Below are 23,715 nucleotides of genomic sequence, written 5' to 3' on the forward strand. Positions count from 1 at the left end.
GGCGAGACTGAACTGCTGATCGTCGTCACGCCTCGCCTGGTCCAGCCGATCCGGCCCGAACAGGTACGGCTGCCGACCGACAGGATTGACGATCCCGTACAAGCAGACGTGCTCCTCAATGGGGTAATGTACCGTCCGAAGCCGTTGGAACCCAACGGATCGGAACCGACATCGAGTGACAAGGCCGCCGAACAGGCAGCACAGGGGGATGACTATGATTACTAAGCGTAGCACGGCAGCCCTTGGGGCATTGGCCACTCTCGCCCTGCTCGGCCCGGGTTGTACTTCGGTCGCCGATCAGGAGCTGTTCGGTTACCAGGACCCGGGGTTCGGCTCGGCCAATCGCGCGACATTTGCTGCGATGGTCGTCAATCCCGACCCGCAATATGACAATCCGATCCCGCCGACGAGCGCACAGCACGCTGCTGCCGCGATCGAACGCTATCGCAACGATCAGGTGAAGCAGCCCGACAGGCTCTCGACGACGCGGAAGATCTCGGGCGGTGGCAGCGGCGGCAGCGGCAACAACTAACGACGATTTGAGATGACCAATCATGCGCAAGGAAACCGATAAGAGATTCCTCAGGGATGAGAGTGGCGCTGTTGCCGCTACCTATGCCCTTGCGCTGATCCCACTTATCGCGATGGCCGGTCTCGCCTTCGACTATACCCGCGTTGTCGGGATGGATACCGAGCTCCAGAACGCCGCCGACCAGGCCGCGCTCGCGGGTGCAACGCAGCTCGATCGCACTGACGGATCGATGGAACGCGCCATCAATGCGATCCAGGGCGGACTCGTCTCGAACTCGACGCTGTTTTCTAACGATGGCTCTGGTCGTACGGTCGCCATTTCCGATGCCAACACCCAGATAACCTTCTTCGCAAACAAGGCGGATGCAGAAGCTGGCACCAATGGTTTTACGGATACGACGCGTTTTGCCGAAGCCGGATTTGTCCAGGTTACCGTCGATACGCGTGCGGCCAATTACGCGCTGACGCCGATAGTCGGCGCAATCAGCGGAAGCCTGACCGGTTCCGCCGTCGCCGGTCTGGGATCGGCGCTGTGCCGGGTTCCCCCGCTCATGATCTGCAATCCCGACGAGCGAAGCGGCAGCACCACAATGGACGTCGATGGCCGAGCCGGTTTCGGCCTCTTGGCGAAGCCGGGTGGCGGCGGCCAGTGGGTGCCGGGCAACTATGGATACCTCGATGTCGGACTTGCCAATGGCGCTGTAGGTGTGCGGCAGGCCCTTGGATGGGGATCGGCAGGCAATTGCATCGCCCAGGTCGGCCCTAGCACTGTCGATACGCAAACCGGCAACATCGCAAATGCTCCGGGCTCAGCGAATACACGCTTTGACGTTTACGAGAACAACGCTTGCGAAACCGGCGGGGATTGCCCCTCTGCGATCAATGTGCGCAAGGACATGGTCCGTCCCGCAGCTTCAACGCCGGGCAGCGGCAAGACCTGTGAGGTGGACAAGACCGGCTGGCAGCTGCCTTACGAAGGCGCGAGCCCCAATTTCCTTGGCGATGCCTATCTGCCAGTAGATGCCACCACGACCTACACCCACACTCCAAAGAGCATGGGACATCCGCGAGATATTTGCCACGCGGTCTACGATGGTGCTCCTGGAGATTGCTGGGACGTCAACGGCAATTTCGGCGATGGCGTGTGGGATCGCGATGCCTATTTCCGCACAAACTACATACGCGGCGACAACACGCGCTGGGGGCACTCGGATTGGCAGACAAACCTCGCAAGTGCACTGCTCGATCTGGATGGCGATGGTTCGCTGGACCACACGATCGACACAATCAGTCGCTTTGAAGTCTATAAATGGGAGGAGAGCAAGGCCGGTACCATTGTCGATGGCGTGACGGTTCTCGGAGACCAGCCCTACACAAGCAGCGAAAGCACACCGGCCAGCATGTTGGGAAAAGGCAGCTCGGTGTGCAGCCAGGCGCACGGCTATACCCCAATCTCATCACCCGATCGTCGAAAGCTGTCGGTTGCGGTGGTAAACTGCGAACAGGAAAACGTAAGCGGAAGTTCGACCAATGTGCCGGTGGTCCAATGGGTGGACGTGTTCCTGGTGCAGGTTGCCGCTGACAGGCAGTACAATGGCAAGCATTTCACCGGCAAGGACGAACTCTACGTCGAGATCATTGCCGAAAACACTACGCGAGGAACGGGCTCTACCGACGGCATCACGATCCGTCGCGACGTCCCCTATCTGGTGAAATAGCGATGATGCGCTGTTTCCTCTCTTGCCGCGAAGGCGCTGCCGCTTCCGAAATGGCGTTGCTCCTGCCGCTCGCCCTTTTGCTCATGTTTACTGCGTTCGAGGCGGGGCATTACATGTACCAGGACCACCAGGTCTTCAAGGGACTGCGCGATGGCGCCCGTTTTGCCGCGCGGCACAGCTTCGACGACATCAACTGCCGGAACGGCTCGGCCTATATCGATTCGGCGCTGGTTGGCGAAGTCAAGAATCTTGTCCGTACGGGCCAGATTTCTGGAGGGAATGCCCGGGTGACCGGCTGGGCGGACGGTGACATCGCCGTCAGTGTAACGTGCCCGAGTGCAACTGAAGCCGAGACGGGTATCTATGAAACATCGGAACCTGCACCCCAGGTCAACATTTCGACCAGCTTCAACTACGATTCCCTGTTCAACGGACTTGGCGTGATCACCAACAGCGCATCGCTTGGTGGCGCCCAGCAAGCAACCGTGATGGGATTCTAGAGATGACCGTTACGATCACACGCATGTTCAAGGATGAAAGCGGTCTTGCCGCAGAATTTGCGCTCGTCTTGCCGCTGCTGTTGCTGCTCGTACTCGGCACATTCGATGTAGGCATTTACGCGTGGCGGTTGAACCAGGCTGAGAAAGCAACCCAAATCGGCGCGCGCTGGGTCGCTGTGACGGACCCGCTTGCGACCGAGATTGCGACTACCAGCTATGTGAACACATCTGTGGGTGGAGTTTTGATAGAACAAGGCGACCGTATCCCGGTTGGCGCTTTGGGCAAGATCACATGTACGAGCAGTGGGTGCACATGCACCACTTCGCCTTGCCCCGGCACCACATACGACAGCGCCGCATTCGGTCGGTTGAGCGCTCGCATGAAACAGATCCTGCCTTCGATACAGGATAGCAATATCGTGGTTGAATATAGCGGTTCCGGCCTTGGTTACGCGGGTGACCCCAATGGGCCTGACATCGCACCACTGATTACGGTTCGCTTGCAGAACATGACATACAATTCGGTCGTACTTTCGCCGATCGGCTCGGTTGGTCTGCCGGACTTTGCCTATTCCTTGACCGCAGAGGACCTGAGCTGCGTCGATCCCGATGTCTGCTATTCGAACTGAGAAACATGATGGGAAGACTTGAAGATATCTATGAGGCACCGATGAGCCAGGCGGTAGAATTGCCACAGGGTGTGCATGTGGTTGCTGACGGCGGAACGCTGGCCGGGCTTGCCCCGATTGCCGGTCAATTGTCGATGGTTGAATGCGGGATCGAGGATCCGCTCCCATTGGGCACGCTTGCAACGGCATCCATTATCGTGATCGAGGTCGATCCTTCGTCGCGCAATTCGCTCGAACGAGTGGATCGCCTGCGCAAGGGAATGCCCAACGTGCCCGTCATTGCCGGACTGGCCGAGGTCGATTTTGCGACCTCGCGCAAGCTGCTGCGGGATGGAGTGAGCGACATCGTCGCCCTCCCCTTCGCGATTGATGAACTGGTGACCGCCATAGCCGATACTGCGAGCCAGATCGCACCCGAAACGCAGGTCGAGCTCGCACCGTTCATTACCGTGCTGAAGACGCTCGGCGGCAGCGGTGCCACCACGATAACTACGCACCTCGCGGCACAATTGGCGAGCGACATGGGAGAAGGTTGCCGCGCCTGCGTGATCGATCTCGATCTGCAGTCAGGCGATGTCTCGTCCTATCTCGGCTGCACGCCGCGCATGACGCTGTCCGATCTGCTCGAAACCGAAGGGCGGCTCGATGACGATCTGCTCGGGGCGGTCGCATGTCAGGGAAATGCGCAAGTTGACGTGATTGCCGCGCCAAGCGAAATTCTTCCAATCGAGGCGATCGATTTCGACGAGCTGTCGCGCGTTATCGCGATCGCCCGCCGTCACTATGACGTGGTTCTGGTCGACCTGCCGTCGACCCTCACGAACTGGTCGCTTTCCACCGTCTTCGCCGCCGATATGACGCTGATGGTCGGAACCCTCACCATTCCCAGCCTGCGCCATGCGAAGCGCTATCTCGACTTCCTGCTGTCGATGGGAATCGCACGCCAGTCGATCCAGATCGTGCTGAACCGGGTCGAAAAGAAGCTGTTCAAGACGATCAGTGCCAGCGATGCGGAAGACGCTCTCAAACATCCCATCCTCGCGACGATTACCGAGGAACAGGGTACGATCCAGACCGCCCAGGATCAGGGCGAACTGGTCGATGCAATCCATAAACGCAGCAAATTCAGCAAAGATATAAGAAACTTAGCTGATCTTTTAGCGGATCGCCTGACGGAGGCAATGTAGCATGTGGAAGATCAAGCGCGCAGATACGCAAGTGCCGGAGGTTGAAAGCACCCCGGTCGTAAAGGAGGAGGCGGCGCCCGCTCAGGTCGTGTCGCTGCATCCGCAGATATCGGAACGCGAGGAAAGCCTGCTTCAAATCCGCATGGCGATCCACCAGTCGTTGCTCGACAAGATCAATCTGTCGATGCTCGACAAGCTTCCGGAAGAGCAGATCAAGGCGGAAATCGCCGGCATCGTTCCGGAACTGCTGGTCACTTTCGACCAGCCGCTCAACCGCGAAGAGCGTGCCAACCTCGTTGACGAGGTGATGGACGAACTCCTCGGCCTCGGCCCGCTGGAGCCGCTGATCAAGGACGAGAGCATCACGGATATCCTGGTCAATGGCGCCGAGACGGTGTTCATCGAACGGAGCGGCCTTCTTGAACGGGTCCCGACGCGCTTCCAGGATGAAAAGCATCTGATGCGCATCATTCAGAAGATCGTGAGCGCCGTGGGACGCCGGATCGACGAAAGCTCGCCCTATGTCGATGCGCGCCTGAAGGATGGTTCGCGCGTCAACGCGATCATTGCGCCGCTGGCACTGGACGGCGCGCTGCTTTCCATTCGTAAGTTCGCCAAGGTCCCCATCAGCATGCAGAAGCTGATCGATCTGGACTCGGTGCCCGAGGCGATGGGCGAAGTGCTCAAAGCCATCGTTCGCTCGCGCCGCAATGTGCTGATTTCAGGCGGTACCGGCTCCGGTAAGACGACGATGCTCAATGCCCTCTCGAGCTTCATCGACGAGAAAGAGCGGATCGTCACGATCGAGGACTCGGCCGAACTCCAGCTGCAACAGACCCATGTCGCGCGGCTGGAAACGCGCCCGCCCAACATCGAGGGCCGCGGCGAAGTGAGCCAGCGCGACCTGGTCAAGAACGCGCTGCGTATGCGCCCCGATCGCATCATCGTTGGCGAGGTTCGCGCTGGGGAAGCGTTCGACATGCTCCAGGCCATGAACACCGGCCATGATGGATCAATGACGACGGTTCACGCGAACAATCCGCGCGACTCGCTCAGCCGTGTCGAACAGATGATCGGCATGAGCGGAATCGACATGCCGCAGCGCGCCGCCCGTGCGCAGATTTCGTCTGCCATCAACGTGGTTCTTCAAGTCTCGCGTCTCAGCGATGGTCGCCGCAAGGTCACCAGCCTTTCCGAGCTGACCGGCATGGAAGGCGAAACGATTACGATGCAGGAGATCTTCCGTTTCAAAAAGGAAGGGATCGACGAGAACGGAATGGTCGTCGGTCACTTCGAAGCAACCGGCATTCGGCCAAAATTCCTGCAGGACGCTGAAGCCTATGGCATCAGGCTTCCGTCTGAACTGTTCCGGCCCGAATTGAAGTTGGACTGATCCATGACGACCGAGATCATCCGCATCTTCATCCTGCTCGCGATCTTCGCGGGGGTATTTCTGGTCGTTCAATATGGTGCTGCGTCTTACGCAAAGACGCATTCGCACCGCGGCGCCGTCAACAAGCGTTTGCGGATGATCAGCGCGGGCCAGGACCGCGAGGCGGTGATCGGCCAGCTTATCAAGAACAGGCCGAAAGGCGGCACCGAACTGCCCGGATTCCTGGGCACCTGGGTCGATGGCCTGGAGCGAACCATTTTCGCCGCCAACGCTCCCTTCCGGCTCGGACAATTCATATTGTTCATGGTTCTGGGCACAGTGGGCACATTCCTGATCGTGATCCTGGCCACTGCCTTTTTCGGCACCGCCCTGAACGTGGGCGTGATCCTGCTGGCCGCCGCTTTCAGCATTGCGCTGGCTTTCGGCCTGCCGCTGCTCATCCTGGGGCGAATGGCAGACATGCGCCGCAAACGCATGGAGCAACAGTTCCCGGTTGCACTCGACATCTTCGTGCGCGCACTTCGCTCAGGCCATCCGATCGCTTCGGCGATCGACCTCCTCACCAACGAGATGGAGGACCCGATCGGATCGGAATTCGGCATTATCAGCGACGAAGTGGCCTATGGCGCCGATCTGATCGGCGCGCTTGAGCACATGGCGGAAAGATGGGAACTTGACGACATGAAGATGTTCGTCGTCTCGCTTTCGGTCCAGAGCCAGACGGGCGGCAACCTGGCGGAGATCCTGGACAATATCTCCAAGGTCATCCGCGACCGGCAACAGATGTTCCTGAAGGTCAAGGCGCTCAGCTCCGAAGGGCGCATGACCGCCTGGATGCTCAGCGTCCTTCCGGTGTTCGGCTTCGTTTCGATCTTCATTTCGACGCCGCAATATTATCTGAAAAGTTCGGGTGACCCGATCTTCATCTACGGGGCGATCTCGCTGCTGATCATGTATGTGCTGGGCGTATACATCATCCGTCGGCTGGTCGATCTGAAGGTCTGACATGCTTGACCTCGTATCATCCAACTGGGCTTTCCGCGGCATCGTGTTGCTGCTGATATTCGGGCTGGTCGCAATCGCAGTGTTCGTTGTGAGCGGTATTGTGTCGCGCCGAATGCGCGTGTCCCGCGAACTGGCAACTCTTGGGGGAGACACGTCCTCACCCACGAACGAATCCCTGACCCGCCAGCGCAGCGAAGGCGCCTGGGCCAGGATCGTGAGGGAAGTCGAAAAGGCCGGCCTGAACCTCGGCGATACTGCCGAAAGCGAGATTTCGAAGCAGCTCAAGGCGGCGGGCTACATGTCAACCTCCGCGCCGCGTGCCTACACGCTGATCCGCTTGATGATGATCTTCGCCCTGCCGGGCCTGTTCATCCTTGTTTCCAGCTTTCAGTCGGAACCGCCAACACTAACGCGCCTTTACTTCACCAGCGCCTTCCTGGCTCTGCTGGGCCTGTACATTCCCAATCTGTTCGTTCGCGCCAAGGCAGAACGTCGGCGGGCTGAAATCGTCAACGGTTTCCCCGATTGCCTGGATCTGATGCTGGTCTGCGTCGAAGCGGGCCTGGGCCTGGAAGCGACCCTGGACCGCGTGGGGCGCGAGATGGCGTCCTCGCATCCCCGCATTTCCGGGATGCTGACGCAGACAACGCTCCTGATGCGCGCAGGTGCCAGCCGCGAAGACGCGCTGCGCAAGCTGGGAGAGGTCGCTGGCGTGGATGAAATCCGCTCATTTGCGACGCTGCTGATCCAGTCCGACAAGCTGGGTACCAGCCTCGCCACCACCTTGCGCGTCTATTCTTCGGAAATGCGCGAGGCGCGCCGCCTGCGCGCGGAAGAGAAGGCGCACCGCCTGCCGGTGCTCCTTTCCATTCCGCTCGTTGTTTTCATGCTTCCGACGATGATCGGCGTGATCGCACTACCCGCGATCGTCATGTCGATCCGCGAAGTCATTCCAGCCATGATGGGGGATTTGTAAGATGAAGAAACTAGCACGTATTTCGACCTGCGCGCTCGCCGTTGTAGCGCTTTCGGGGTGCCAGAGTTTCATCAGCAAGCTCGGCTTCGGGCCGCGGGACGATGCCCGGCTGGCACAGGCCAGCGGGCCGGTCTTTGGCATGGAAGAGCTCGAGAAGGGCCGCATGGCGCTGAAGGCGGGCTATCCCGCCAATGCGATCCAGCAGTTCCGCTTGGCCGCCACGAACGAGGAAGTCGCACCCGATGCCTTCAACGGCCTGGGCGTGGCCTATGCGAAGCTTGGCCGGGCCGATCTGGCTGAACGCTATTTCAAGATGGCGCTGTCGCTCGATGGCGCAAACCCGAAGTTCGCCGCCAATCTTGAACGCTTCTACAATTCGTCGCTCGGCAATTCGGCACGTGCCTTGGCCATGCGGCAGAAGGAAGCGGAGGCCCAGCTCGCCGCAGCCGAAAAGGCCGCAGAGGCACAGGGCCTGATGCAATCTGCCCCGCGGACGCAGCGTATGGGTGCGGTAACGCTGGAAACCCCGGCGGCCCAGATCGTCCACACGTCGAAACACGAGATTCACATTGCAACCGGTTCTGCACATGGCTCCAATTCTCAAGGCGCCATGCCCTCGGTTGCCAGCCGCAATCCTGACAAGAAAGATAACAGTCAGGAATTGCTTACCGATACGCCTGAAAGCACAAAGGAAGCGGATGTTTCGTCCGCATCGCAGATCAGCTTTCAAGGCATAGCGGGTTCCAATGAGTCCTATCCGGTTCGCATAAGCCTGGCCAAACCGGGCAAAGCTGGTTCAACCCGCCCGCGAGGGTCAAGCTATCCGCTGCGCATCCCGCTGGGTGCGGAATCCGCAACGGGCGAATAGCGCTTGAATATCGCGCTGATGTGGCCGGCGGGGCTCACGCTCCTGCTCGGATATGGCGCATTGACCGACATCCGGCAGCGGCGCCTCGCCAATTGGCTGGCGCTGTTGCTGTTCGCTTTCGGGCTGAGCTACGCCTTCAGCATTGGTGGACTCACAGCATTGGGCTGGCACGCCGCCCATGGCCTTGTCGCATTGCTGGTTGGCATGGCTCTCTTTTCGATCGGCGCGTTTGGCGGGGGGGACGCCAAATTCTACGCAGGGGCAGCCGCATATTTCGCCCTGGACGATGGACTGAACCTGCTGTTGTGGGTTTCGATCATGGGCATCGTCACAATCCTCGGCTGGCTCGTCATCAAGCGGCTCCCGCCATTTTCCGGATCGCGCCGCGAAGGCATTTTCGCGAAGTTTCCTTATGGCGTGGCCATAGCTGCGGGCGGCATAGCTGCAGCATGGATGCCGCACTTCGCCTCAGCACCAACGCCGGGCTAAGCTGGCGGCAAGCCGTTCCTGACGTGACAGACATGCTTTTCGGAGGCATCATAAGCCAATGAGCTTTGTGGAAGCCCACGCGCGCCGGCATGCATGGTTCGAGAATGTGCTCGATCGCACACCGCGCATCCTTTTGCTGCTGGTAATCGCGTTTGCCTGGGCGGCCACGCTGAACTGGTCCGCGCCGCTTCCCACATCGCAACACTCGGTCGATAGCAACACTTCCAGCCATGGCGGCTATCCTCAACGCATCGCGCTTCCGCAAACCAGCGACATTGCCATCGAGGAATACTCCAGGCTCGTGGGAGAGGGTGAGCTTCGTATCAGCCCGACAAAACAGGACGAGGTACTGGCCGATAAAGCGGTGAGCAGCGAAGCTCCGCAGATGGCGCAGCCAGATCCAGCGCCAGCTGCGGATCTTGGTCCAGGCGAGTTCTTGCCGGTCGAGTATGACATTGCAACTCTCGAACCCAGCCAGACGCAGTACGACAGATCCGACGGCAGCCTTGAAGTGCGCAAGTCTCTGTATGTGGACGGCGTGAGCGCGGGGGCCGCGACCATCAGGATCGAGGAAGGCGCGCAAATCCTGATTGCGACCGCTTCCGTCGCCAAGGCACTCGGTGCCAAGAGGGAATTGCTACCCAAACGGATCGCTGGCGCAATTGCGACCGAGACCGGATTCATCCCGTTCTATGAATTGCGCGGTGCCGGTCTGACGGTGGAATACGATCCGGTGAATGATCGTGTATCGCTTTCAACTCCTTCCTGATAGCGCAGGGCAGATGGACAAGCAGACCCAGCCGAACTCTGGATCGTATGGGTTTTATCCACCCGTTTCAGAGGCTCCTGCCGATGATTGAGACTCTGGACAGCGCAGTTCGGCTGATCGCGACAGGGGCGAGCCTGCTGTTGCTCACCCTGCTCCTTGCCGGACAGGTGCGCCGCCCGATCAAGATCGCGCTCGCCGGTCTGCTGGCCGGAGCCGTGGCCTATTTGCTCAATTCCTCTCCGGCGTTCCGGCTCGACTGGCCTTATCACCATTTCATCGACCTCATGTCGCTGTTCACGCCCTTCTGGGTCTGGATATTCGCGCGGCGGCTGTTTGAACGGGAACCGCCCCAACCACTCATCTGGGGGATTGTTGTCCTATTGGGGCTGAGCTGGTTTGCCGGTGCATTTGTGCCTCAAACAGACCCGATTGGCTTCTATGCCATCCATATCCTCTCGCTGGGCCTTGTGGCGGATCTGTTCATCGCCGCCTTTACCGGCCGGGCTGACGATCTCGTCGAACGGCGGCGCCTGGTCCGTCTCTGGCTGCCAATCCTGTTCGCAGCGCAATCGGGCGGAATCCTGCTGTTCGAATCGATCATCGGGCGAGCGATTCCATATCCGCCGATCCAGCTGATCAACTCGCTTCTGATCCTGGCGCTTGCTATGTTTTCCGGCTTCGTCCTGCTGCGGACCGATCCGGAGCTTCTGGTCGAGACCGAGCGCGATCACCCCGCACCACCCGATGCGGCCCCGCTTTCACCTTCCGAGACAGTGTTGCAGGAGAAGCTCGAACAGGCCATGTCGCAAGGCTATTATCGCACGCCGGGCCTGACGATCGCCGCCCTGGCACAGCATCTCGGCACGCCGGAACATCGCTTGCGCGCATTGATCAACCGGCGGCTTGGCCATCGCAACTTTTCCGCATTCCTCAATCGCCACCGCATCGCCGAAGCGCGCGCGAAACTCGCTGACAAGGCGGATGTCAATCTGCCGGTACTCACGATCGCAATGGATCTCGGCTATAATTCCCTGCCGACGTTTAACCGTGCATTCCGTGCCGAAACGGGAATGACACCTACCGATTACCGCAGGGACGCCCTCGGCGCCGAACCCGCTTCGCCCTGACCGGTCAAATCTGGAAAAACGCAATCGATTCCGAAATCGCACGGCATTTTGCGGGTTTGCGAGGCAATCTTGCGCGACCCGCGCCAAAAGCCATCCGGGACAGCAATTCAAGCCCGAGTGGAAAGACATGGAACACAATACAGCACAATACTGGATCGAGCGAACGCAGGATCACTTCGTCTCGACCTTCACCTTCGATCTGGGCCGTTATCTGGTAGCGGCAGGTGCGCTGACGCTGATCCTGTGGCTGGCCAAGAGCTGGGCCGATGCGCGGCGTATCCAGCGGCGGCGGCCCACGCGAAAGGACTATATTCGCGAGATCAGCTCGTCGTTCCGAACGGTGTTCTTTTTCGCACTGACCGGAATGGCGACCGTGCTGATGATCGAGACGGGCATAATCGATGTCCGCGAAGAGCCGGTCGGCATGGCCATATTCACGCTCCAGATCGCGGCGATTGCGCTGGCGCATGATACCTATTTTTACTGGATGCACCGCGCGCTGCACACAAAGCGCCTGTTCCGCGCCACGCATTTGCATCACCACAAGTCGCGCACGCCCACCTCCTGGGCAGCCTATAGCTTCTCTGCCTGGGAAGGGATTGCAGAGAGCGCCTTCATGCCACTCTACCTGCTGATCGCCGCCTTCTTCGGCGTTGCCTATAGCGACTTTGCGATCTTCTTCTTTCTGGGTTGGATGATCCTGCGCAATGTGATCGGCCACGCGGGCGTGGAGGTCCACCCGGCAGGCTGGGTCGACAGCAAATGGCTCGATTGGCTGACCACCACAACCCATCACGACCTTCACCACAGCGAAGGAAACCACAATTTCGGGCTCTATTTCACCTGGTGGGACCGCTGGATGGGTACCGAGCATCCGCAATACAAAGAGCGCTTTCGCAAGGTGGCCAAACCGATCATCATCACGAAGCGATTTGCCGAAACTATGAGCGTGACTCTGGTCGCCATGCTTGCCAGCCTCGCGTCACTCGCTACTCTGGGAAGTGCAGTGGGTGCCCTGCCCCTGTAACGAGTTGCGCAGCGACGCAGGAGGAGCAGGCAATGAAGTGGATTTTCTGGGGCTTCCTACTTGCCTTCCTTGTCGCGCTCGGAATTTTCGCCAGCAACATGTTGGGATTGTTCGGGCAATCACCGGACCCGCTTGCCGGCATCTACCTACTGCCGTTCGGTCTCCCGTGGAATTTGCTGGGAATCGAGTTGCCCGACCCCTTCCCGCTTATAATCGGATTGGGCGCGCCGCTGCTCAATATTGCCATCTTGTGGGGTCTGTGGCGCTGGACCGCGAAGCGGAAGCGCCGCCGCTAGGCAGTCATCGGTCCAGGGTCAGGGCTCGCTAAGCCGTCAGATGCGCGACCAGCGCCTTGACCTTCTTCTGCCGCCATTGCGGCAAGGGTGCGACCAACCAGTATGAGCGGCGGCCCGGATCGGGGCCTTCCAGAATCTCGAGCTTGCCCGCCTCGACCGCTTCAGCCACGAGCAGGCGCGGAAGGATTGCGCGGCCCATGCCCGCAACTGCCGAGCTGAGCGCCTGCCCCGGATTGCCGGCTTTTACGGTCGCTTGCTCTCCATCAGGCAGGCTCGCACCTGGCCATTCGATCCAGCCATCGGCACCGCCCGGGGCAGCGACCACGACCTTTTCTGCCGGGGCGAGTTGCACGCCCTCAAGTTCGCCCGGCCCATCAACGAGCCTGATCGCGACGTCGAGGTTGGCCTCGGTAAAATCGGCGTTCTCGTCAGCGACGAGATGGAATTGCGTCTGGGGACTTTGCGCCTGAAACGACGCAAGGCGCGTACTCAGCCACTGCGCGTAGAATTCGCGCGGAACGGCAATGGTGTAGCGGTCGGATGCCTGCCCCGCTTGCATCGCCTGAACGCTTTCCTCAAAGCGCAGGAAGCCTTCACGCAAGGCGTCCAGACCCGCGCAACCTTCCTCCGTAAGTTCCAGTCCCTTGCTGGTCCGGCGGAACAGCACCACGCCGAGGTGATCTTCCAGCGCACGGATCTGCTGCCCGACGGCAGCGGGCGTCACCGCCAGCTCATCAGCGGCGCGCGTGAAGGAAAGGTGCCGTGCTGCAGCATCATAGACGCGCAGGGCGTTCAAGGGCAGGTGTGTACGCTTCATGGAAAGGCCGATTTAGTGAGGGATGCCCCCGCGCTCAAGTAGCGATGCGATTGCGCGGAAAATCGGTGCTCAGGTGGCGGATGCAAAGCACAGTCGAAGACGGTGCCGAAATCACGGGAAAGAACCCTCAATCGGCGGTTGCCGGGGCCGCCAGCGGGAAGAAGGGAATCCGCACCTCAAGTTGCGAACCATCATCGCGGTAGAACGTATAAAAACCCTCCATCGAGCCATGTGCCGTCGCGAGCGGGCAGCCCGAAACATAGTCATGGCTTTCACCGGGCTTCAGCATCGGTTGTTCGCCCACCACGCCTTCGCCGTCGACATGGTTGACCATGCCGCGCGCATCGGTGATCCGCCAATGGCGCGTGCGCAGTTGCAAGGGCTCGTGACTGCCGTTCTCGATCCTGATGTGATAGACCCAGAACCACTTCCCCGCTTCGGGATGAGACTGTTCCGGCAGAAAGTTCACAGCAACCCGCACGGTGACCCCGTCGGTCGTCGCAGCGTGTTGGAAGAGCTCTTTCATGGTGCTTCCAAGGTAGCAATTACGCCTGCTGCGGCAAGGGGGGGACGGCGGATAATCCACCTTCAAGCGAATCCCGCCGCATTTTTGGCACATTGCGCACGCGATGCTATGGCCCGGTCACAAGCAAGAAAAGAAACAGCATCCGGGTCGCCTCTAGTTTTACCAAGGGGGACATCAACATGCTGAGATTACTCGGAATAACCGCTGCATTGCTCGGCACCACGGGCGTCGGCTGGAATGCGATCGACCGCGAATCAGACACTTCGGACGAGTTGCGGATGGCAGCGCTCGATCCGACACTCGCCGGCAGGAAGGCGTGTCGCGGAATCGATGCAGGCGGCCTGGCACTTGATGCCAGACTCGAGCTTGCCGCCGCGATGCCACTGATGTCGCAGGCGAGCGCAAATGCGTTTCCTCTCTACTCCGGCCTTCCCACTTCGGATATCGGAGTAACCGGCATTTCCGGGGAAGCACGCCGCTATTTCGACCAGGGCGTGGCCCTGCTCTTTGGCTTCAACCACGCCGCCGCCACCCGATCCTTTCGCAAGGCGCGCGGTTTCGCTCCCGAATGCGCCATGTGCTGGTGGGGTGAAGCCTATGCCAACGGGTTGAACATCAACTCGGGGATGAGCGAAGAACAGAACCGCCTGGCGATCTTCGCCGTGAAGCAGGCGCAGCGGCTTTCCGCCGATTCAAGTGAAGTCGAAAAGGCGCTGATCTCTGCCATGGCAGCGCGCTTTCCGGATGATCTTGATGCCGATCGGAGTGCGCTGGAACGGGATTATTCGACCAAGATGATCGCCATCGCCGAGCGTTTTCCCGCCAGCAGCGATATCGCTGTGTTGGCGGCAGAATCCGCCATGAACACCACGCCGTGGGATTATTGGGATCCGATCACGCGCGAGGCGCGTCCGCAGATCAAGACTGCCATTGCGCTGATCGAACGCGCAATCGCCAACAATCCGCATCATCCGCAAGCCTCGCATCTCTACATCCACTTGATGGAGAACAGCCCCGATCCGACCAAGGCAGAGGCTGCCGCTGACCGGCTCGTCGATGACGCTCCGCCAGCGCTGGGCCATCTCGTGCATATGCCCGCGCATATCTATTACCGCATCGGCCGCTACACGGATTCGATCACGGCCAATATCAAGGCCGCGCGCGCGGACGAGAAATATCTGAGCGTGGCGGGCGACGACGGGCTCTATCGCTTCGGTTATTACCCGCATAACGTCCATTTCCTCCTGACTTCGGCCCAGATGGCCGGCGATCTGATGACGGTCGCCAATGAGACCGAACGGTTGAAGCGTATCCTGGACGAGGACATCGCCAGGCAACTGCCGTGGGTCCAGGCAATCCATGCCGCGCCCGCTTTCGCCATGACGCAATTTTCATCGCCCGCGGCGGTGCTGGCGCTGACGGCCGACAAGGCAAATCTCAGCTATGTCGATGCCATGCGGCATTACGCCCGCGCGGTCGCTTATGCCCGCACCGGCAACAGCGAGGGATTCGATGCGGAAATCGCCGAGATGCGCGCGCTGAAAGAAGCTCCTGGCATTCAATCGATGGTCGAGGCAGGCTTCCCAGCCCCCGATATCGTCGAGCTGGCGATCCATGTGGCGCAGGGGCGCAAGTCTCATGCCGACGGGAAATACGATGCCGCCGCCGCGTATTATCGCCAGGCTCAGGCGATCGAGAAGACCGTGCCCTATAACGAGCCGCCCTATTGGTATTATCCGGTGGCGCAATCGCTCGGCGCTTCGCTCTACAAGGCGGGCAAGTACAAGGAAGCGCAGGCCGCATTCCGCGAAGCGCTGTTCCAGTCGCCTAACAACGGCTGGGCGCTTTACGGACTGGCAAAGGCTGAAACCAAGCTCGGCAACAGGCTGGAAGCGCGCGCCGCAGAGGCAGCACTCAAGAAAGCGTGGATCGGGGACATGGCCTCGCTGAGAATGGACCGGCTGTAGATACTGGCGAGAGCGCTCAACCCTTTTCCAGCTCTTCCTCGATCTGGCCAAGGCGCTCCTTGCCGAAGAACATCTCTTCGCCGACGAACATGGTGGGGATACCGAAAGCACCGCGCGTCACTGCGTTGGCGGTGTTTTCGATCAATCCCTGCTTGACCTCTTCGGTCTGCGCGCGCTCGATCAAATCGTCCGCATCGAGCTTGGCCGCCTCCAGCGCGGCACGGACGGCCTGCATGTCGTTCACGTCCATCTCCTGCTCCCAGATCGGGGGAAGCAGTGCTTCGACCATCTGCACCCCCCGCCCATCCTGGTCGGCCGCAAAGAGCATGCGTTGCAGCGCGATCGAGTTGAAGGGAAACGCCGGGTTCATGCGAAAGCGGTCGAGATCATGCTTTGCGATGAAGCGCCGCATCTCCAGCATGGCATATTCGTTCTTCCCCTTGATCTCCGCGTCGCGGACCATGGGGGGCGCATTGCCCGTCAATTTGTGCATTCCGCCGAGAAAAACGGGATAGATATCCAGTTCGGAACCTGTGCGCCGGATTATTTCGCGAAGGGGCCACCACGCCAGATAGGCGTTGGGACTGACGAAATCGAAGATGAGTTCAACGCGCCTGGTCATATGCAATCTCTCAAAATCAGGGCCTTAGGGTAAATATTCCCTTCAACCCCGCACTGTGTTTCCCCCGTGATCGGGGCGTTGGTTAACACTGTATTTACCCCGTTTCCTATGATTTCCTTAGCTGCGCGCGAGCAGAGTGCATCCTGAAGGAAACTCTGAGGGGCAGGTTGGCCAATGCTTAAGCATTTGAAACGTCTCGCGCGGGACCAAAAAGGCAATATCCTGATCATGGTGGCTGGTGGGACGGCCGCCCTGGTCGGTTCTGCCGGTATCGCGGTCGATGCGACGCAATGGTATCTCTGGAAGCGCCAGATGCAGCAGACTGTCGATTCCGCTTCGATGGCCGGTGCGCTCTCGCTCAATCGCAGCGAAGACTGGGAGGCCGCAGCCAAGCTGGCGCTCGAACGCACGACCAACAGCAACTACACTCTCGAGACACTGCAGAACCCGCCCTCGACAGGTGCCTTTACTGGCGACAAGCTGGCGATCGAAGTGATCGCCACGACCAGCAGGGCATTGCCGTTCTCCAGCGTGTTCATGAGCAGCCCGGCCACGATCCGGGTACGCTCGGTCGCGACCGCGATCGGCGAAGGCGAACACTGCGTGATTTCTCTCAAGAAGACCGGCGTCGGAATCGGCGTATCGGGTTCGGCACAGGTCAATCTGGGTTGCGGCGTTGCTGCAAACTCCAAGAGCAGCCCGGCAGTCAAACTCGACGGTACGTCCTACCTCAAGGCGCAACCGATCAACGCAGTTGGAGGGATCGACTATGACCCTTCAAACATCGATCCCAACACTCAGCTCTTGCCTTACAGCAATGAGGTTGAAGACCCCCTCGCCTCGCGCGGTCTAACGGTTCCAAGTGCGCCCTGCGACAACTCGTCCAAGAGCGGTGTTGCTATCGCTCCGAGCGACAGGACAACTATCGGCGGTAACAGTAATCCAAACTACGCCGTGTCCGACCAGGACGGCGATGGGATTACGAAGATCTGCGGCGGCCTGGATGTAAAGGGCACTCTGACCATGAGGCCGGGCGTCTACATCATCGATGGCGGCGATTTCAAAATAAACTCAGGCGCGAAGATAACGGGCCATGACGTCACCATAATCCTGACTGGAGCCAACGCCGGCAAGATGGCCAATCTCGACATCTCCGGTAGCGCAACGGTCGACCTTACGGCGACTGACGACGACACGAGCGAATGGGACGGGGTTCTGATCTACCAGGATCAGATCGGCTCCACGCATACCAGCACCATCAACGGCGGCTCGAACCTTGGACTCGAAGGCATCGTCTACATGCCCAATGGCGACGTGCAGTTCAACGGCAACGCGGGCCAGCATGCGGACTGCCTGTTGCTGGTCGCCAGCACGGTCAACTTCGGCGGTGAGTCCTCGCTCGACTATGACTCGTCGAGCTGCCCGTTCGATACGTCCACAATTGAAAACGCCTCCAAGATCATCAGGGTTGTGGAGTAGGACCGATGCGAACTCCGAACAAACTATCCGTATTTGCCGTTCACTTCCGGCGTGATGAAAGCGGCGTCGCCCTGATCGAAATGGCGCTGGCCTTGCCGGTGCTGCTTGTGATGTTCCTGGGCATGGTCGATGCCTCGACGCTGGTGGCGACCAAGATCGATCTGGAGCAGGCTGCTCAGAGGACAACCGATTTCGTCCTGGCTGTACGTCCGACTTCGAACAATACAGCGGACTATGTAACCGAGGCCGCAAACGCCGCCGGCGTTTCGAAGCAGAATGTGACCGTCACCTTCACGCTCGAATGCGACGGTGTGAAGATGGGCAGTTTCACCGACGAATGCGCCGACGGCCAGACGACGGAACGTTACGCCTTCGTCCAGATCTTTGAAGATGTTCCGACCAAGTTTGACTGGAGATCCTTCGCCAGCATGTTCTCGGGCCGGACGGTTACAGATCCCGGCACGGTCAAGGTCGTCGGCGACAGCACAGTGAGGTTTCAATGATGCGCCTGACCCGATTCTTCCAGAGGCTGAACGGCGATCGTCAGGGAACGGTCGGTCTCGAGTTCGCGATGGCCATTCCGGTGCTGGTCTCGCTGCTGCTCGGCATCCTGCAATTCGCCATGTTCCTTCACGCTGGCGGTGCCATGCGCAATGCAATGGGTGAAGGCCTGCGCCTGGCCAAGGTCAACCCCACAGCAACCGCTGAACAGGTCTATACCAGAACGAAGGACAAGTTCGTCGGCGTCGATCAGAGCGGGATCACCAAGCTGGAATTCACGCGCGGCAAATACTCGAACGGCGCGAGCTATGGCAGGCTGGTCATGTCCTACAAGCTGGAGCCGGTAATGCCCTTCATGCCGATCCCGCCCTTGGTGATCGAAGAAGAAAAAGAGATCTACCTGCAGACCTGACGGGCAAGGCTGCTCGCGCAGCCCATCGCCCGGCAAAAAGCCTGGCCTACCTTCAGAATCCCGCTGACTTGAGCGCCTGATCGAGATCCTCGATCAGGTCCTGCGGATCTTCCAGCCCGACATTGATACGCAGCAAACCCTGCGTCACGCCCATGTCCACGCGCGCTTCTTCGCCCATATTGGCATGGGTGCTCGAAGCTGGGTGGCACATCAGGCTGCGCGCATCGCCGATATTGTTGGAAATATCGATCAGTTGAAGCGCATCGAGAATGGCAAAGGCCTTCTCGCGGCTTTCAACATCGAAGGCAAAGATCGGACCTGCTGCGGACATCTGCTTCATCGCCAGATCGTGGCGCGGATGGCTTGGCAGGCCGGGATGGAGCATACGGGGGACCCGCGTTTCCAGGAAGCGCCCGAGCTCGAGCGCATTTTCGCTCTGCTTGTCCGCTCTAAGCGAAAGCGTTTCCAGCCCCTTCAGCACCACCCAGGCATTGAAGGGCGAGAGATTGGGGCCGGTGTTGCGCTGGAACGGGAGCAGCACATCGTTGATGAATTCTCCGCTGCCGCAAACGGCCCCGGCCAGCACCCTGCCCTGCCCGTCCATCAGCTTGGTTGCAGAATAGGCGACCACATCCGCACCGAAATCGAGCGGACGCTGCAGCGCGCTGGTGGCAAAGGCGTTGTCCACCACAGTCACGATGCCATGCGCTTTGGCCAGATTGCAGACATATTCGAGATCGACCACGTCGAGCGTGGGATTGGCCGGCGTCTCGAAGAAGAAGACCTTGGTGTTCGGGCGGATCGCTGCATCCCACTGCGCATTGTCGGCGGCGTCGATCACCGTGGTCTCGATCCCGAAACGTGGGAGAAGCTGGTCGACCAACCAGCGGCAGGAGCCGAAGGCCGCCTTGGCCGCGACGCAGTGGTCGCCAACCGACAATTGGCATAGCAAGGCAGCCGTCATGGCCGCCATACCACTTGCCTGCACCCGGCACGCCTCGGCGCCTTCCATCAGCGCGATGCGCTCTTCCAGCATGGCGACGGTGGGATTTTGCAGGCGCGAATAGGTCATCCCTTCCGCTTCGCCCGCGAAACGCGCGGCAACGGTTGCCGCGTCGTCATATGTATAGCCCGAGGAGAGGAACAACGCCTCGCTCGTTTCGCCGTGTTCGCTGCGCCAGGTGCCGCCGCGCACTGCGCGCGTGGCTGCACGCCAATTGCGGGTCGCGGCCCGATCCATACCGGTCGTTTTCTTCATAGTGCCGCGCCGTTTAGGCGGCGTCGACCGGTCGCACAACGAAAAAGCGGGGCACGATGGCCCCGCTTCCTAATACCGTTGTGGTACCCGTAAATTACGGGCTCAGCGGCTCAACATCGTCATCGCTTGCGGTAAGCGCGATGAATGCACCGAGAATGGCAACAGCGATAACTGCATAGATGACGTCGCTGCCACCACCCAGTTCCTGCTCACCGGTCACCGGAGCGACTGCACGATCGGCAGCCCGAGCCTGAATTACGGCCGGGGTGACAGTCAGAGCTGCAGCACCTGCGGCCAAAGCCAAAGTTTTCAAACGCATCGCGATCCCTTCCTGAATCCTGAGGTCGATCTGACCTCATCGCATAACGCACTACAACCCTTTCAGATTTGTATAGAAATGTGATACGTTTGCGATGAAATGAGCATGGTGAGCGACAAGTTGAGTTATCGCTCGCTGCAATGCAGCAAAAGCATGACATTGCAATCCCTTCGGGGCCCGATACCAACAGCAATCTCCCGCCGTTCGTCGCAAGCGCGGTTCAGCTCCAATGCGAATCAGGCTCGCGCCAGATCCGCCCATATTATGCTCGATGCCAGCTCACAGCCGGGCCTTGCAGACGGCAGGCACGGGCACTAATCCAGAGCCCGATGAGCCAGGCCCCTGCCCAGCCCCGTGACCCGCTTGGCCTGAGCCTCGCACTCACAATCGGCTTTGCTGCACTGTGTGCGATTCGCCTCACGACGCCTTCCACGCCCTATTTCGACGAAGTGCATTACCTGCCCGCTGCGCGCGAGCTGTTGGAGCGCGGCAATTACATCAACCGTGAACACCCCTTGCTGGGAAAGGAGTTGATTGCGCTGGGTATCGCGCTCTTTGGCGACACCCCTTTCGGCTGGCGCATCGCCTCGCTCGCGGCGGGAACGCTGGCGCTGTTTGCAGGCATGCGGGCCATGTGGTTCGCCAGCCTTTCGCGCTTTGCCAGCCTCTCCTTCGGTCTGCTGCTGGCAAGCGGATTCGCTCTCTTCGTACAAAGCCGCATTGCAATGCTGGACATCTTCATGGCCAGCTTCCTCGCGATTGCCGCGTGGCAATTCGCAGGCGCGTTGCGAGAGCCCGAAACTGGTCGGATGCGGCTCATCCTGTGCGGCGTGGCCCTGGGCTTTGCGATGGCGGCCAAGTGGAACGCGATCCCCGTGGCTGTTCTGCCCGGCGTGGCCTTCTTGCTTGCGCGCCTTTCTGCCGGGAGGCGGCGGCTTTTCACCAGCCAGCGTGGCTTGCCAGTACCCGGAATCTCGCTGATCGAGGCCGCACTTTGGCTCGGCGCACTGCCGCTGGCCGCTTACGCGCTTACCTTCATGCCGGCCTATGATTTGAAGAACAGCCCATTGGCAGATGACGGACTGTTCGCATTTCACAAGGAGATGCTGGCGCTACAGACACAGGTGCTGAAAACCCATCCCTATCAATCGAACTGGCCCGACTGGATGCTCAATCTGCGGGCAATCTGGTATCTTTACGAGCCCGTCGACGGCGCACAGCGTGGCATACTGCTGGTCGGCAATCCTCTCACCATGTTGCTGGGACTTCCTGCGATCATCTGGTGTTTTTTCAATGGGATAATGCGGCGAGACTGGGCCTCTATCGCGGTTGTAACGGGCTATTCTGCAAGCCTGGGCCTGTGGCTGTTCGCGGCGAAATCGGTCCAGTTTTATTACCATTATTTCGTGCCGAGTTTCTTCCTTCTCGCCGCGCTGTCGCTGGCGCTCGATGCTGCCTGGCACGCTGGCCATCGCAAGAAGGTTGCGGGTGTCCTTGCGCTAAGCGTCGCGCTGTTCGCGATCTTCTATCCGATCCTTTCGGCAGCGGCGCTGGAGGGGCCGCAAAGCTTTGCGAAATGGACCTGGATCGACGGTTGGCGCTAAACCGCCCGCCCGGGCGGCAATCTAATACCGGCCCCAGACGAAGCGGCTCGACAGCGCATAGTTCCAGACCGATCCGACCAGAATTCCGGCCAGCGCAGCCAGTATCCAGTGAAGCCCGCGCAATTCGAGCAACGTCGCCACAGCAACATTGGCGAAGCCGCCCACTGCGCAGGTCAGGCAGAAACCGATCCAGCCCTTCACCACCGCGGTTGCACCCTTGAGCCTCTGGTCGCGATAGGTCAGCCAGTTGTTGAGCCAGAAGTTGAAGCTCATGGCGGAGATCACGGCCACTGCCTGTGACAGGGTGAAAGTTTCTCCGCCCACGAACAGCAGCGCCCACAGCACCGCCATGTGGACCACGACGCCCATCGCCCCGACCGTGCCGAACAGGGCAAATCGCGTGGGGATGACCTTGCCGAAAGTCTTGTCGTAAAGCCCGGCGAGAAAGTCGAATGCGATGGCCCGGTCAAGCTTGCTTTCGCCTTCGCGGCGTGCGGAAAAGTTCAGGGGAATTTCCTTTACTTTCAATGTCTCGTCAGAGGTCGCCAGTAGATCGAGCAGGATCTTGAAGCCTATTCCCGAAAGCCGGGGAACCAGCGAGCGGGCAGTCTGCGATGAGAGCATGAAATAGCCGCTCATGGGATCGCTCAGCTCGACGCCAGTGAGTTTGCGGGCAAGCCGGTTGGCAGCTCCCGACAGCTTCTCGCGGTCAGGCCGCCCCCAGCCCTCCATGCTGGCCCCTTCTGCGAAACGGGACGCGACCGCGACTTCGGCTTCGCCCGATTTCAGCGCAGCCAGCATCTGCGGCAGCAGCGCCGGATCATGCTGGTGATCCGCATCCATCACCGCGACATATGGCGCAGCGGTGGCGCAGAAACCCTCGATTGCCGCACTGGCAAGTCCGCGCCGGCCGATCCTCTGGATCACGCGCACGCGGCTGTCGTCCAGTGCAATCCGCCTTGCTTCGTCCGCAGTGCCATCGGAAGAATTGTCATCGACCACCAGCACTTCCCAGCCCGACTGGCCGAGTGCGCCTGCAATCCGATCGATCAACGGAGCGAGATTCCCGCATTCGTTGAGCGTTGGCAGAACGATCGCCAATTCCAGCTTCTGCGCCGGTGCATCCGTGCCGAATTGTGCCGTTTGATGGGTCATGTCCATGACACAGCCCATTAGGAGGCAAATCTCAAGATGTGGTTAGCAATCTGCTAACCACGGCGTCGCCTATTTCCTGTGTGCCTGCATCGCCACCCAGATCGCCACCAAGCACGCCATCGGCCAGTGCGGCAGCGACTGCTGCCTCGATCCGCGCCGCTTCCGCTTCACGGCCGAAGCTGTGACGCAGCATCATTGCGGCGGAAAGGATCGTCGCCATCGGATTGGCCTTGCCCTGTCCGGCGATATCGGGCGCGCTGCCGTGGATCGGCTCATAAAGGCCGAAGGTGCCGTGGTCGGTCTGCCGCTCGCCAAGCGAGGCGCTGGCAAGCAGACCGATCGAGCCGACGCACATGCTCGCCTGGTCTGAAAGGATATCGCCAAACAGATTGCCGGTGACCACTACGTCGAACTGGCCGGGCGACTTCACCAACTGCATTGCGGCATTATCGACATACATATGGTCGAGCGCGACATCGGGATATTCCTGCGCCACTTCGCACACGACATCGCGCCAAAGCTGGCTGGTTTCGAGCACAT

Annotated in this window: 26 protein-coding genes and 1 pseudogene; 20 read left to right on the forward strand and 7 right to left on the reverse strand. The window is 60.0% G+C overall.

The genetic code is table 11. The annotated features are described in order from the left end of the window. From ACQY6C_RS13815 to ACQY6C_RS13885, 15 genes and pseudogenes are all read left to right on the forward strand, one after another. Positions 1–225 (forward strand): annotated as a pseudogene (locus tag ACQY6C_RS13815) (type II and III secretion system protein family protein); the annotation flags it as partial. Then, positions 215–532, forward strand: coding sequence for a hypothetical protein (locus ACQY6C_RS13820; protein ID WP_427969707.1), 318 nt, complete (start codon positions 215–217; stop codon positions 530–532). The pseudogene ACQY6C_RS13815 and the gene ACQY6C_RS13820, both read left to right, overlap by 11 nt. Positions 533–554: 22 nt before the next feature. Next, a complete protein-coding gene (locus tag ACQY6C_RS13825) occupies positions 555–2,249 on the forward strand; it encodes a pilus assembly protein TadG-related protein (RefSeq protein WP_427969709.1) in 1,695 nt (564 codons plus the stop codon). A 5-nt stretch (positions 2,250–2,254) separates the two neighbouring features. Beyond that, a complete protein-coding gene (locus ACQY6C_RS13830) occupies positions 2,255–2,749 on the forward strand; it encodes a TadE/TadG family type IV pilus assembly protein (protein WP_427969753.1) in 495 nt (164 codons plus the stop codon). A 2-nt stretch (positions 2,750–2,751) separates the two neighbouring features. After that, positions 2,752–3,378 carry a TadE/TadG family type IV pilus assembly protein gene (locus ACQY6C_RS13835; protein WP_427969711.1) on the forward strand — a complete coding sequence of 209 codons (627 nt, stop codon included), beginning with the start codon at positions 2,752–2,754 and terminating at the stop codon, positions 3,376–3,378. A 41-nt stretch (positions 3,379–3,419) separates the two neighbouring features. Further along, complete coding sequence (locus tag ACQY6C_RS13840) at positions 3,420–4,565, forward strand: AAA family ATPase (protein ID WP_427969713.1); 1,146 nt, start codon at positions 3,420–3,422, stop codon at positions 4,563–4,565. Between the two features lies 1 nt (position 4,566). Then, positions 4,567–5,958 (forward strand): CpaF family protein, encoded by a 1,392-nt coding sequence (locus ACQY6C_RS13845; protein WP_427969715.1) that lies wholly within the window; start codon positions 4,567–4,569, stop codon positions 5,956–5,958. Between the two features lie 3 nt (positions 5,959–5,961). Beyond that, a complete protein-coding gene (locus ACQY6C_RS13850; RefSeq protein ID WP_427969717.1) occupies positions 5,962–6,963 on the forward strand; it encodes a type II secretion system F family protein in 1,002 nt (333 codons plus the stop codon). A gap of 1 nt (position 6,964) precedes the next feature. Continuing rightward, complete coding sequence (locus ACQY6C_RS13855; RefSeq protein WP_427969719.1) at positions 6,965–7,939, forward strand: type II secretion system F family protein; 975 nt, start codon at positions 6,965–6,967, stop codon at positions 7,937–7,939. Position 7,940: 1 nt separating this feature from the next. Beyond that, a complete protein-coding gene (locus tag ACQY6C_RS13860) occupies positions 7,941–8,807 on the forward strand; it encodes a tetratricopeptide repeat protein (protein ID WP_427969721.1) in 867 nt (288 codons plus the stop codon). Positions 8,808–8,810: 3 nt separating this feature from the next. Then, positions 8,811–9,296: an A24 family peptidase gene (locus ACQY6C_RS13865; protein ID WP_427969723.1), complete on the forward strand. Its 486-nt coding sequence runs from the start codon at positions 8,811–8,813 to the stop codon at positions 9,294–9,296. A gap of 58 nt (positions 9,297–9,354) precedes the next feature. Continuing rightward, the gene (locus ACQY6C_RS13870) at positions 9,355–10,065 is read left to right on the forward strand and encodes a hypothetical protein (RefSeq protein WP_427969725.1); all 711 of its coding nucleotides are present in this window, start codon (positions 9,355–9,357) and stop codon (positions 10,063–10,065) included. Positions 10,066–10,148: 83 nt separating this feature from the next. Beyond that, the gene (locus ACQY6C_RS13875; RefSeq protein WP_427969727.1) at positions 10,149–11,192 is read left to right on the forward strand and encodes a helix-turn-helix domain-containing protein; all 1,044 of its coding nucleotides are present in this window, start codon (positions 10,149–10,151) and stop codon (positions 11,190–11,192) included. A gap of 127 nt (positions 11,193–11,319) precedes the next feature. Beyond that, on the forward strand, positions 11,320–12,219 hold the full coding sequence (locus tag ACQY6C_RS13880; protein ID WP_427969728.1) for a sterol desaturase family protein: 900 nt from the start codon (positions 11,320–11,322) through the stop codon (positions 12,217–12,219). A gap of 32 nt (positions 12,220–12,251) precedes the next feature. Then, on the forward strand, positions 12,252–12,515 hold the full coding sequence (locus ACQY6C_RS13885) for a hypothetical protein (protein ID WP_427969730.1): 264 nt from the start codon (positions 12,252–12,254) through the stop codon (positions 12,513–12,515). A gap of 28 nt (positions 12,516–12,543) precedes the next feature. On the opposite strand, the gene ACQY6C_RS13890 is transcribed toward ACQY6C_RS13885, so the two are convergent. Next, a complete protein-coding gene (locus ACQY6C_RS13890; RefSeq protein WP_427969732.1) occupies positions 12,544–13,332 on the reverse strand; it encodes a LysR family transcriptional regulator in 789 nt (262 codons plus the stop codon). A gap of 127 nt (positions 13,333–13,459) precedes the next feature. Continuing rightward, on the reverse strand, positions 13,460–13,858 hold the full coding sequence (gene apaG / locus ACQY6C_RS13895; RefSeq protein WP_427969734.1) for a Co2+/Mg2+ efflux protein ApaG: 399 nt from the start codon (positions 13,856–13,858) through the stop codon (positions 13,460–13,462). A 179-nt stretch (positions 13,859–14,037) separates the two neighbouring features. Between apaG and ACQY6C_RS13900 the strand changes: the two genes are divergently transcribed. Next, positions 14,038–15,825, forward strand: coding sequence for a tetratricopeptide repeat protein (locus ACQY6C_RS13900; protein ID WP_427969736.1), 1,788 nt, complete (start codon positions 14,038–14,040; stop codon positions 15,823–15,825). A gap of 16 nt (positions 15,826–15,841) precedes the next feature. Here ACQY6C_RS13900 and ACQY6C_RS13905 read toward each other — a convergent pair whose 3' ends face one another. Further along, a complete protein-coding gene (locus ACQY6C_RS13905; RefSeq protein ID WP_427969738.1) occupies positions 15,842–16,447 on the reverse strand; it encodes a 2-hydroxychromene-2-carboxylate isomerase in 606 nt (201 codons plus the stop codon). A 174-nt stretch (positions 16,448–16,621) separates the two neighbouring features. On the opposite strand from ACQY6C_RS13905, the gene ACQY6C_RS13910 reads away from it, so the two are divergent. Genes ACQY6C_RS13910 through ACQY6C_RS13920 form a run of 3 tightly spaced genes read left to right on the forward strand, consistent with a single transcriptional unit; the run spans position 16,622 to position 18,839 of the window. Next, positions 16,622–17,926 (forward strand): pilus assembly protein TadG-related protein, encoded by a 1,305-nt coding sequence (locus tag ACQY6C_RS13910; protein ID WP_427969740.1) that lies wholly within the window; start codon positions 16,622–16,624, stop codon positions 17,924–17,926. A 5-nt stretch (positions 17,927–17,931) separates the two neighbouring features. Next, the gene (locus ACQY6C_RS13915) at positions 17,932–18,429 is read left to right on the forward strand and encodes a TadE/TadG family type IV pilus assembly protein (RefSeq protein WP_427969742.1); all 498 of its coding nucleotides are present in this window, start codon (positions 17,932–17,934) and stop codon (positions 18,427–18,429) included. Then, on the forward strand, positions 18,426–18,839 hold the full coding sequence (locus ACQY6C_RS13920) for a TadE/TadG family type IV pilus assembly protein (protein WP_427969743.1): 414 nt from the start codon (positions 18,426–18,428) through the stop codon (positions 18,837–18,839). Before ACQY6C_RS13915 ends, ACQY6C_RS13920 begins: the two co-directional genes overlap by 4 nt. Before the next feature lie 52 nt (positions 18,840–18,891). Here the strand turns inward: ACQY6C_RS13920 and ACQY6C_RS13925 are convergent, their stop codons facing one another. Both ACQY6C_RS13925 and ACQY6C_RS13930 read right to left on the reverse strand, forming a co-directional pair. Beyond that, complete coding sequence (locus ACQY6C_RS13925; protein WP_427969744.1) at positions 18,892–20,097, reverse strand: trans-sulfuration enzyme family protein; 1,206 nt, start codon at positions 20,095–20,097, stop codon at positions 18,892–18,894. Between the two features lie 94 nt (positions 20,098–20,191). Continuing rightward, positions 20,192–20,416, reverse strand: a complete 225-nt coding sequence (locus ACQY6C_RS13930) for a hypothetical protein (protein WP_427969746.1) — start codon at positions 20,414–20,416, stop codon at positions 20,192–20,194. 329 nt (positions 20,417–20,745) lie between these two features. On the opposite strand from ACQY6C_RS13930, the gene ACQY6C_RS13935 reads away from it, so the two are divergent. Further along, the gene (locus ACQY6C_RS13935) at positions 20,746–22,020 is read left to right on the forward strand and encodes a phospholipid carrier-dependent glycosyltransferase (protein WP_427969748.1); all 1,275 of its coding nucleotides are present in this window, start codon (positions 20,746–20,748) and stop codon (positions 22,018–22,020) included. A 21-nt stretch (positions 22,021–22,041) separates the two neighbouring features. Here the strand turns inward: ACQY6C_RS13935 and ACQY6C_RS13940 are convergent, their stop codons facing one another. Continuing rightward, the gene (locus ACQY6C_RS13940; RefSeq protein WP_427969750.1) at positions 22,042–23,181 is read right to left on the reverse strand and encodes a glycosyltransferase; all 1,140 of its coding nucleotides are present in this window, start codon (positions 23,179–23,181) and stop codon (positions 22,042–22,044) included. A gap of 25 nt (positions 23,182–23,206) precedes the next feature. Further along, positions 23,207–23,715 (reverse strand): isocitrate/isopropylmalate family dehydrogenase (locus tag ACQY6C_RS13945; protein ID WP_427969752.1); only part of this gene is annotated, 509 nt, incomplete at its 5' end.

The organism is Altererythrobacter sp. (genome assembly GCF_050299635.1).
GTDB lineage: Bacteria > Pseudomonadota > Alphaproteobacteria > Sphingomonadales > Sphingomonadaceae > Erythrobacter.

Coding starts and splice junctions, on each gene's coding strand:
- ACQY6C_RS13820 (WP_427969707.1), top strand. CDS start 215: ATGATTACTAAGCGTAGCACGGCAGCCCTTGGGGCATTGGCCACTCTC.
- ACQY6C_RS13825 (WP_427969709.1), top strand. CDS start 555: ATGCGCAAGGAAACCGATAAGAGATTCCTCAGGGATGAGAGTGGCGCT.
- ACQY6C_RS13830 (WP_427969753.1), top strand. CDS start 2,255: ATGCGCTGTTTCCTCTCTTGCCGCGAAGGCGCTGCCGCTTCCGAAATG.
- ACQY6C_RS13835 (WP_427969711.1), top strand. CDS start 2,752: ATGACCGTTACGATCACACGCATGTTCAAGGATGAAAGCGGTCTTGCC.
- ACQY6C_RS13840 (WP_427969713.1), top strand. CDS start 3,420: ATGAGCCAGGCGGTAGAATTGCCACAGGGTGTGCATGTGGTTGCTGAC.
- ACQY6C_RS13845 (WP_427969715.1), top strand. CDS start 4,567: ATGTGGAAGATCAAGCGCGCAGATACGCAAGTGCCGGAGGTTGAAAGC.
- ACQY6C_RS13850 (WP_427969717.1), top strand. CDS start 5,962: ATGACGACCGAGATCATCCGCATCTTCATCCTGCTCGCGATCTTCGCG.
- ACQY6C_RS13855 (WP_427969719.1), top strand. CDS start 6,965: ATGCTTGACCTCGTATCATCCAACTGGGCTTTCCGCGGCATCGTGTTG.
- ACQY6C_RS13860 (WP_427969721.1), top strand. CDS start 7,941: ATGAAGAAACTAGCACGTATTTCGACCTGCGCGCTCGCCGTTGTAGCG.
- ACQY6C_RS13870 (WP_427969725.1), top strand. CDS start 9,355: ATGAGCTTTGTGGAAGCCCACGCGCGCCGGCATGCATGGTTCGAGAAT.
- ACQY6C_RS13875 (WP_427969727.1), top strand. CDS start 10,149: ATGATTGAGACTCTGGACAGCGCAGTTCGGCTGATCGCGACAGGGGCG.
- ACQY6C_RS13880 (WP_427969728.1), top strand. CDS start 11,320: ATGGAACACAATACAGCACAATACTGGATCGAGCGAACGCAGGATCAC.
- ACQY6C_RS13885 (WP_427969730.1), top strand. CDS start 12,252: ATGAAGTGGATTTTCTGGGGCTTCCTACTTGCCTTCCTTGTCGCGCTC.
- ACQY6C_RS13890 (WP_427969732.1), bottom strand. CDS start 13,332: ATGAAGCGTACACACCTGCCCTTGAACGCCCTGCGCGTCTATGATGCT.
- apaG (WP_427969734.1), bottom strand. CDS start 13,858: ATGAAAGAGCTCTTCCAACACGCTGCGACGACCGACGGGGTCACCGTG.
- ACQY6C_RS13900 (WP_427969736.1), top strand. CDS start 14,038: ATGCTGAGATTACTCGGAATAACCGCTGCATTGCTCGGCACCACGGGC.
- ACQY6C_RS13905 (WP_427969738.1), bottom strand. CDS start 16,447: ATGACCAGGCGCGTTGAACTCATCTTCGATTTCGTCAGTCCCAACGCC.
- ACQY6C_RS13910 (WP_427969740.1), top strand. CDS start 16,622: ATGCTTAAGCATTTGAAACGTCTCGCGCGGGACCAAAAAGGCAATATC.
- ACQY6C_RS13915 (WP_427969742.1), top strand. CDS start 17,932: ATGCGAACTCCGAACAAACTATCCGTATTTGCCGTTCACTTCCGGCGT.
- ACQY6C_RS13920 (WP_427969743.1), top strand. CDS start 18,426: ATGATGCGCCTGACCCGATTCTTCCAGAGGCTGAACGGCGATCGTCAG.
- ACQY6C_RS13925 (WP_427969744.1), bottom strand. CDS start 20,097: ATGAAGAAAACGACCGGTATGGATCGGGCCGCGACCCGCAATTGGCGT.
- ACQY6C_RS13930 (WP_427969746.1), bottom strand. CDS start 20,416: ATGCGTTTGAAAACTTTGGCTTTGGCCGCAGGTGCTGCAGCTCTGACT.
- ACQY6C_RS13935 (WP_427969748.1), top strand. CDS start 20,746: ATGAGCCAGGCCCCTGCCCAGCCCCGTGACCCGCTTGGCCTGAGCCTC.
- ACQY6C_RS13940 (WP_427969750.1), bottom strand. CDS start 23,181: ATGGACATGACCCATCAAACGGCACAATTCGGCACGGATGCACCGGCG.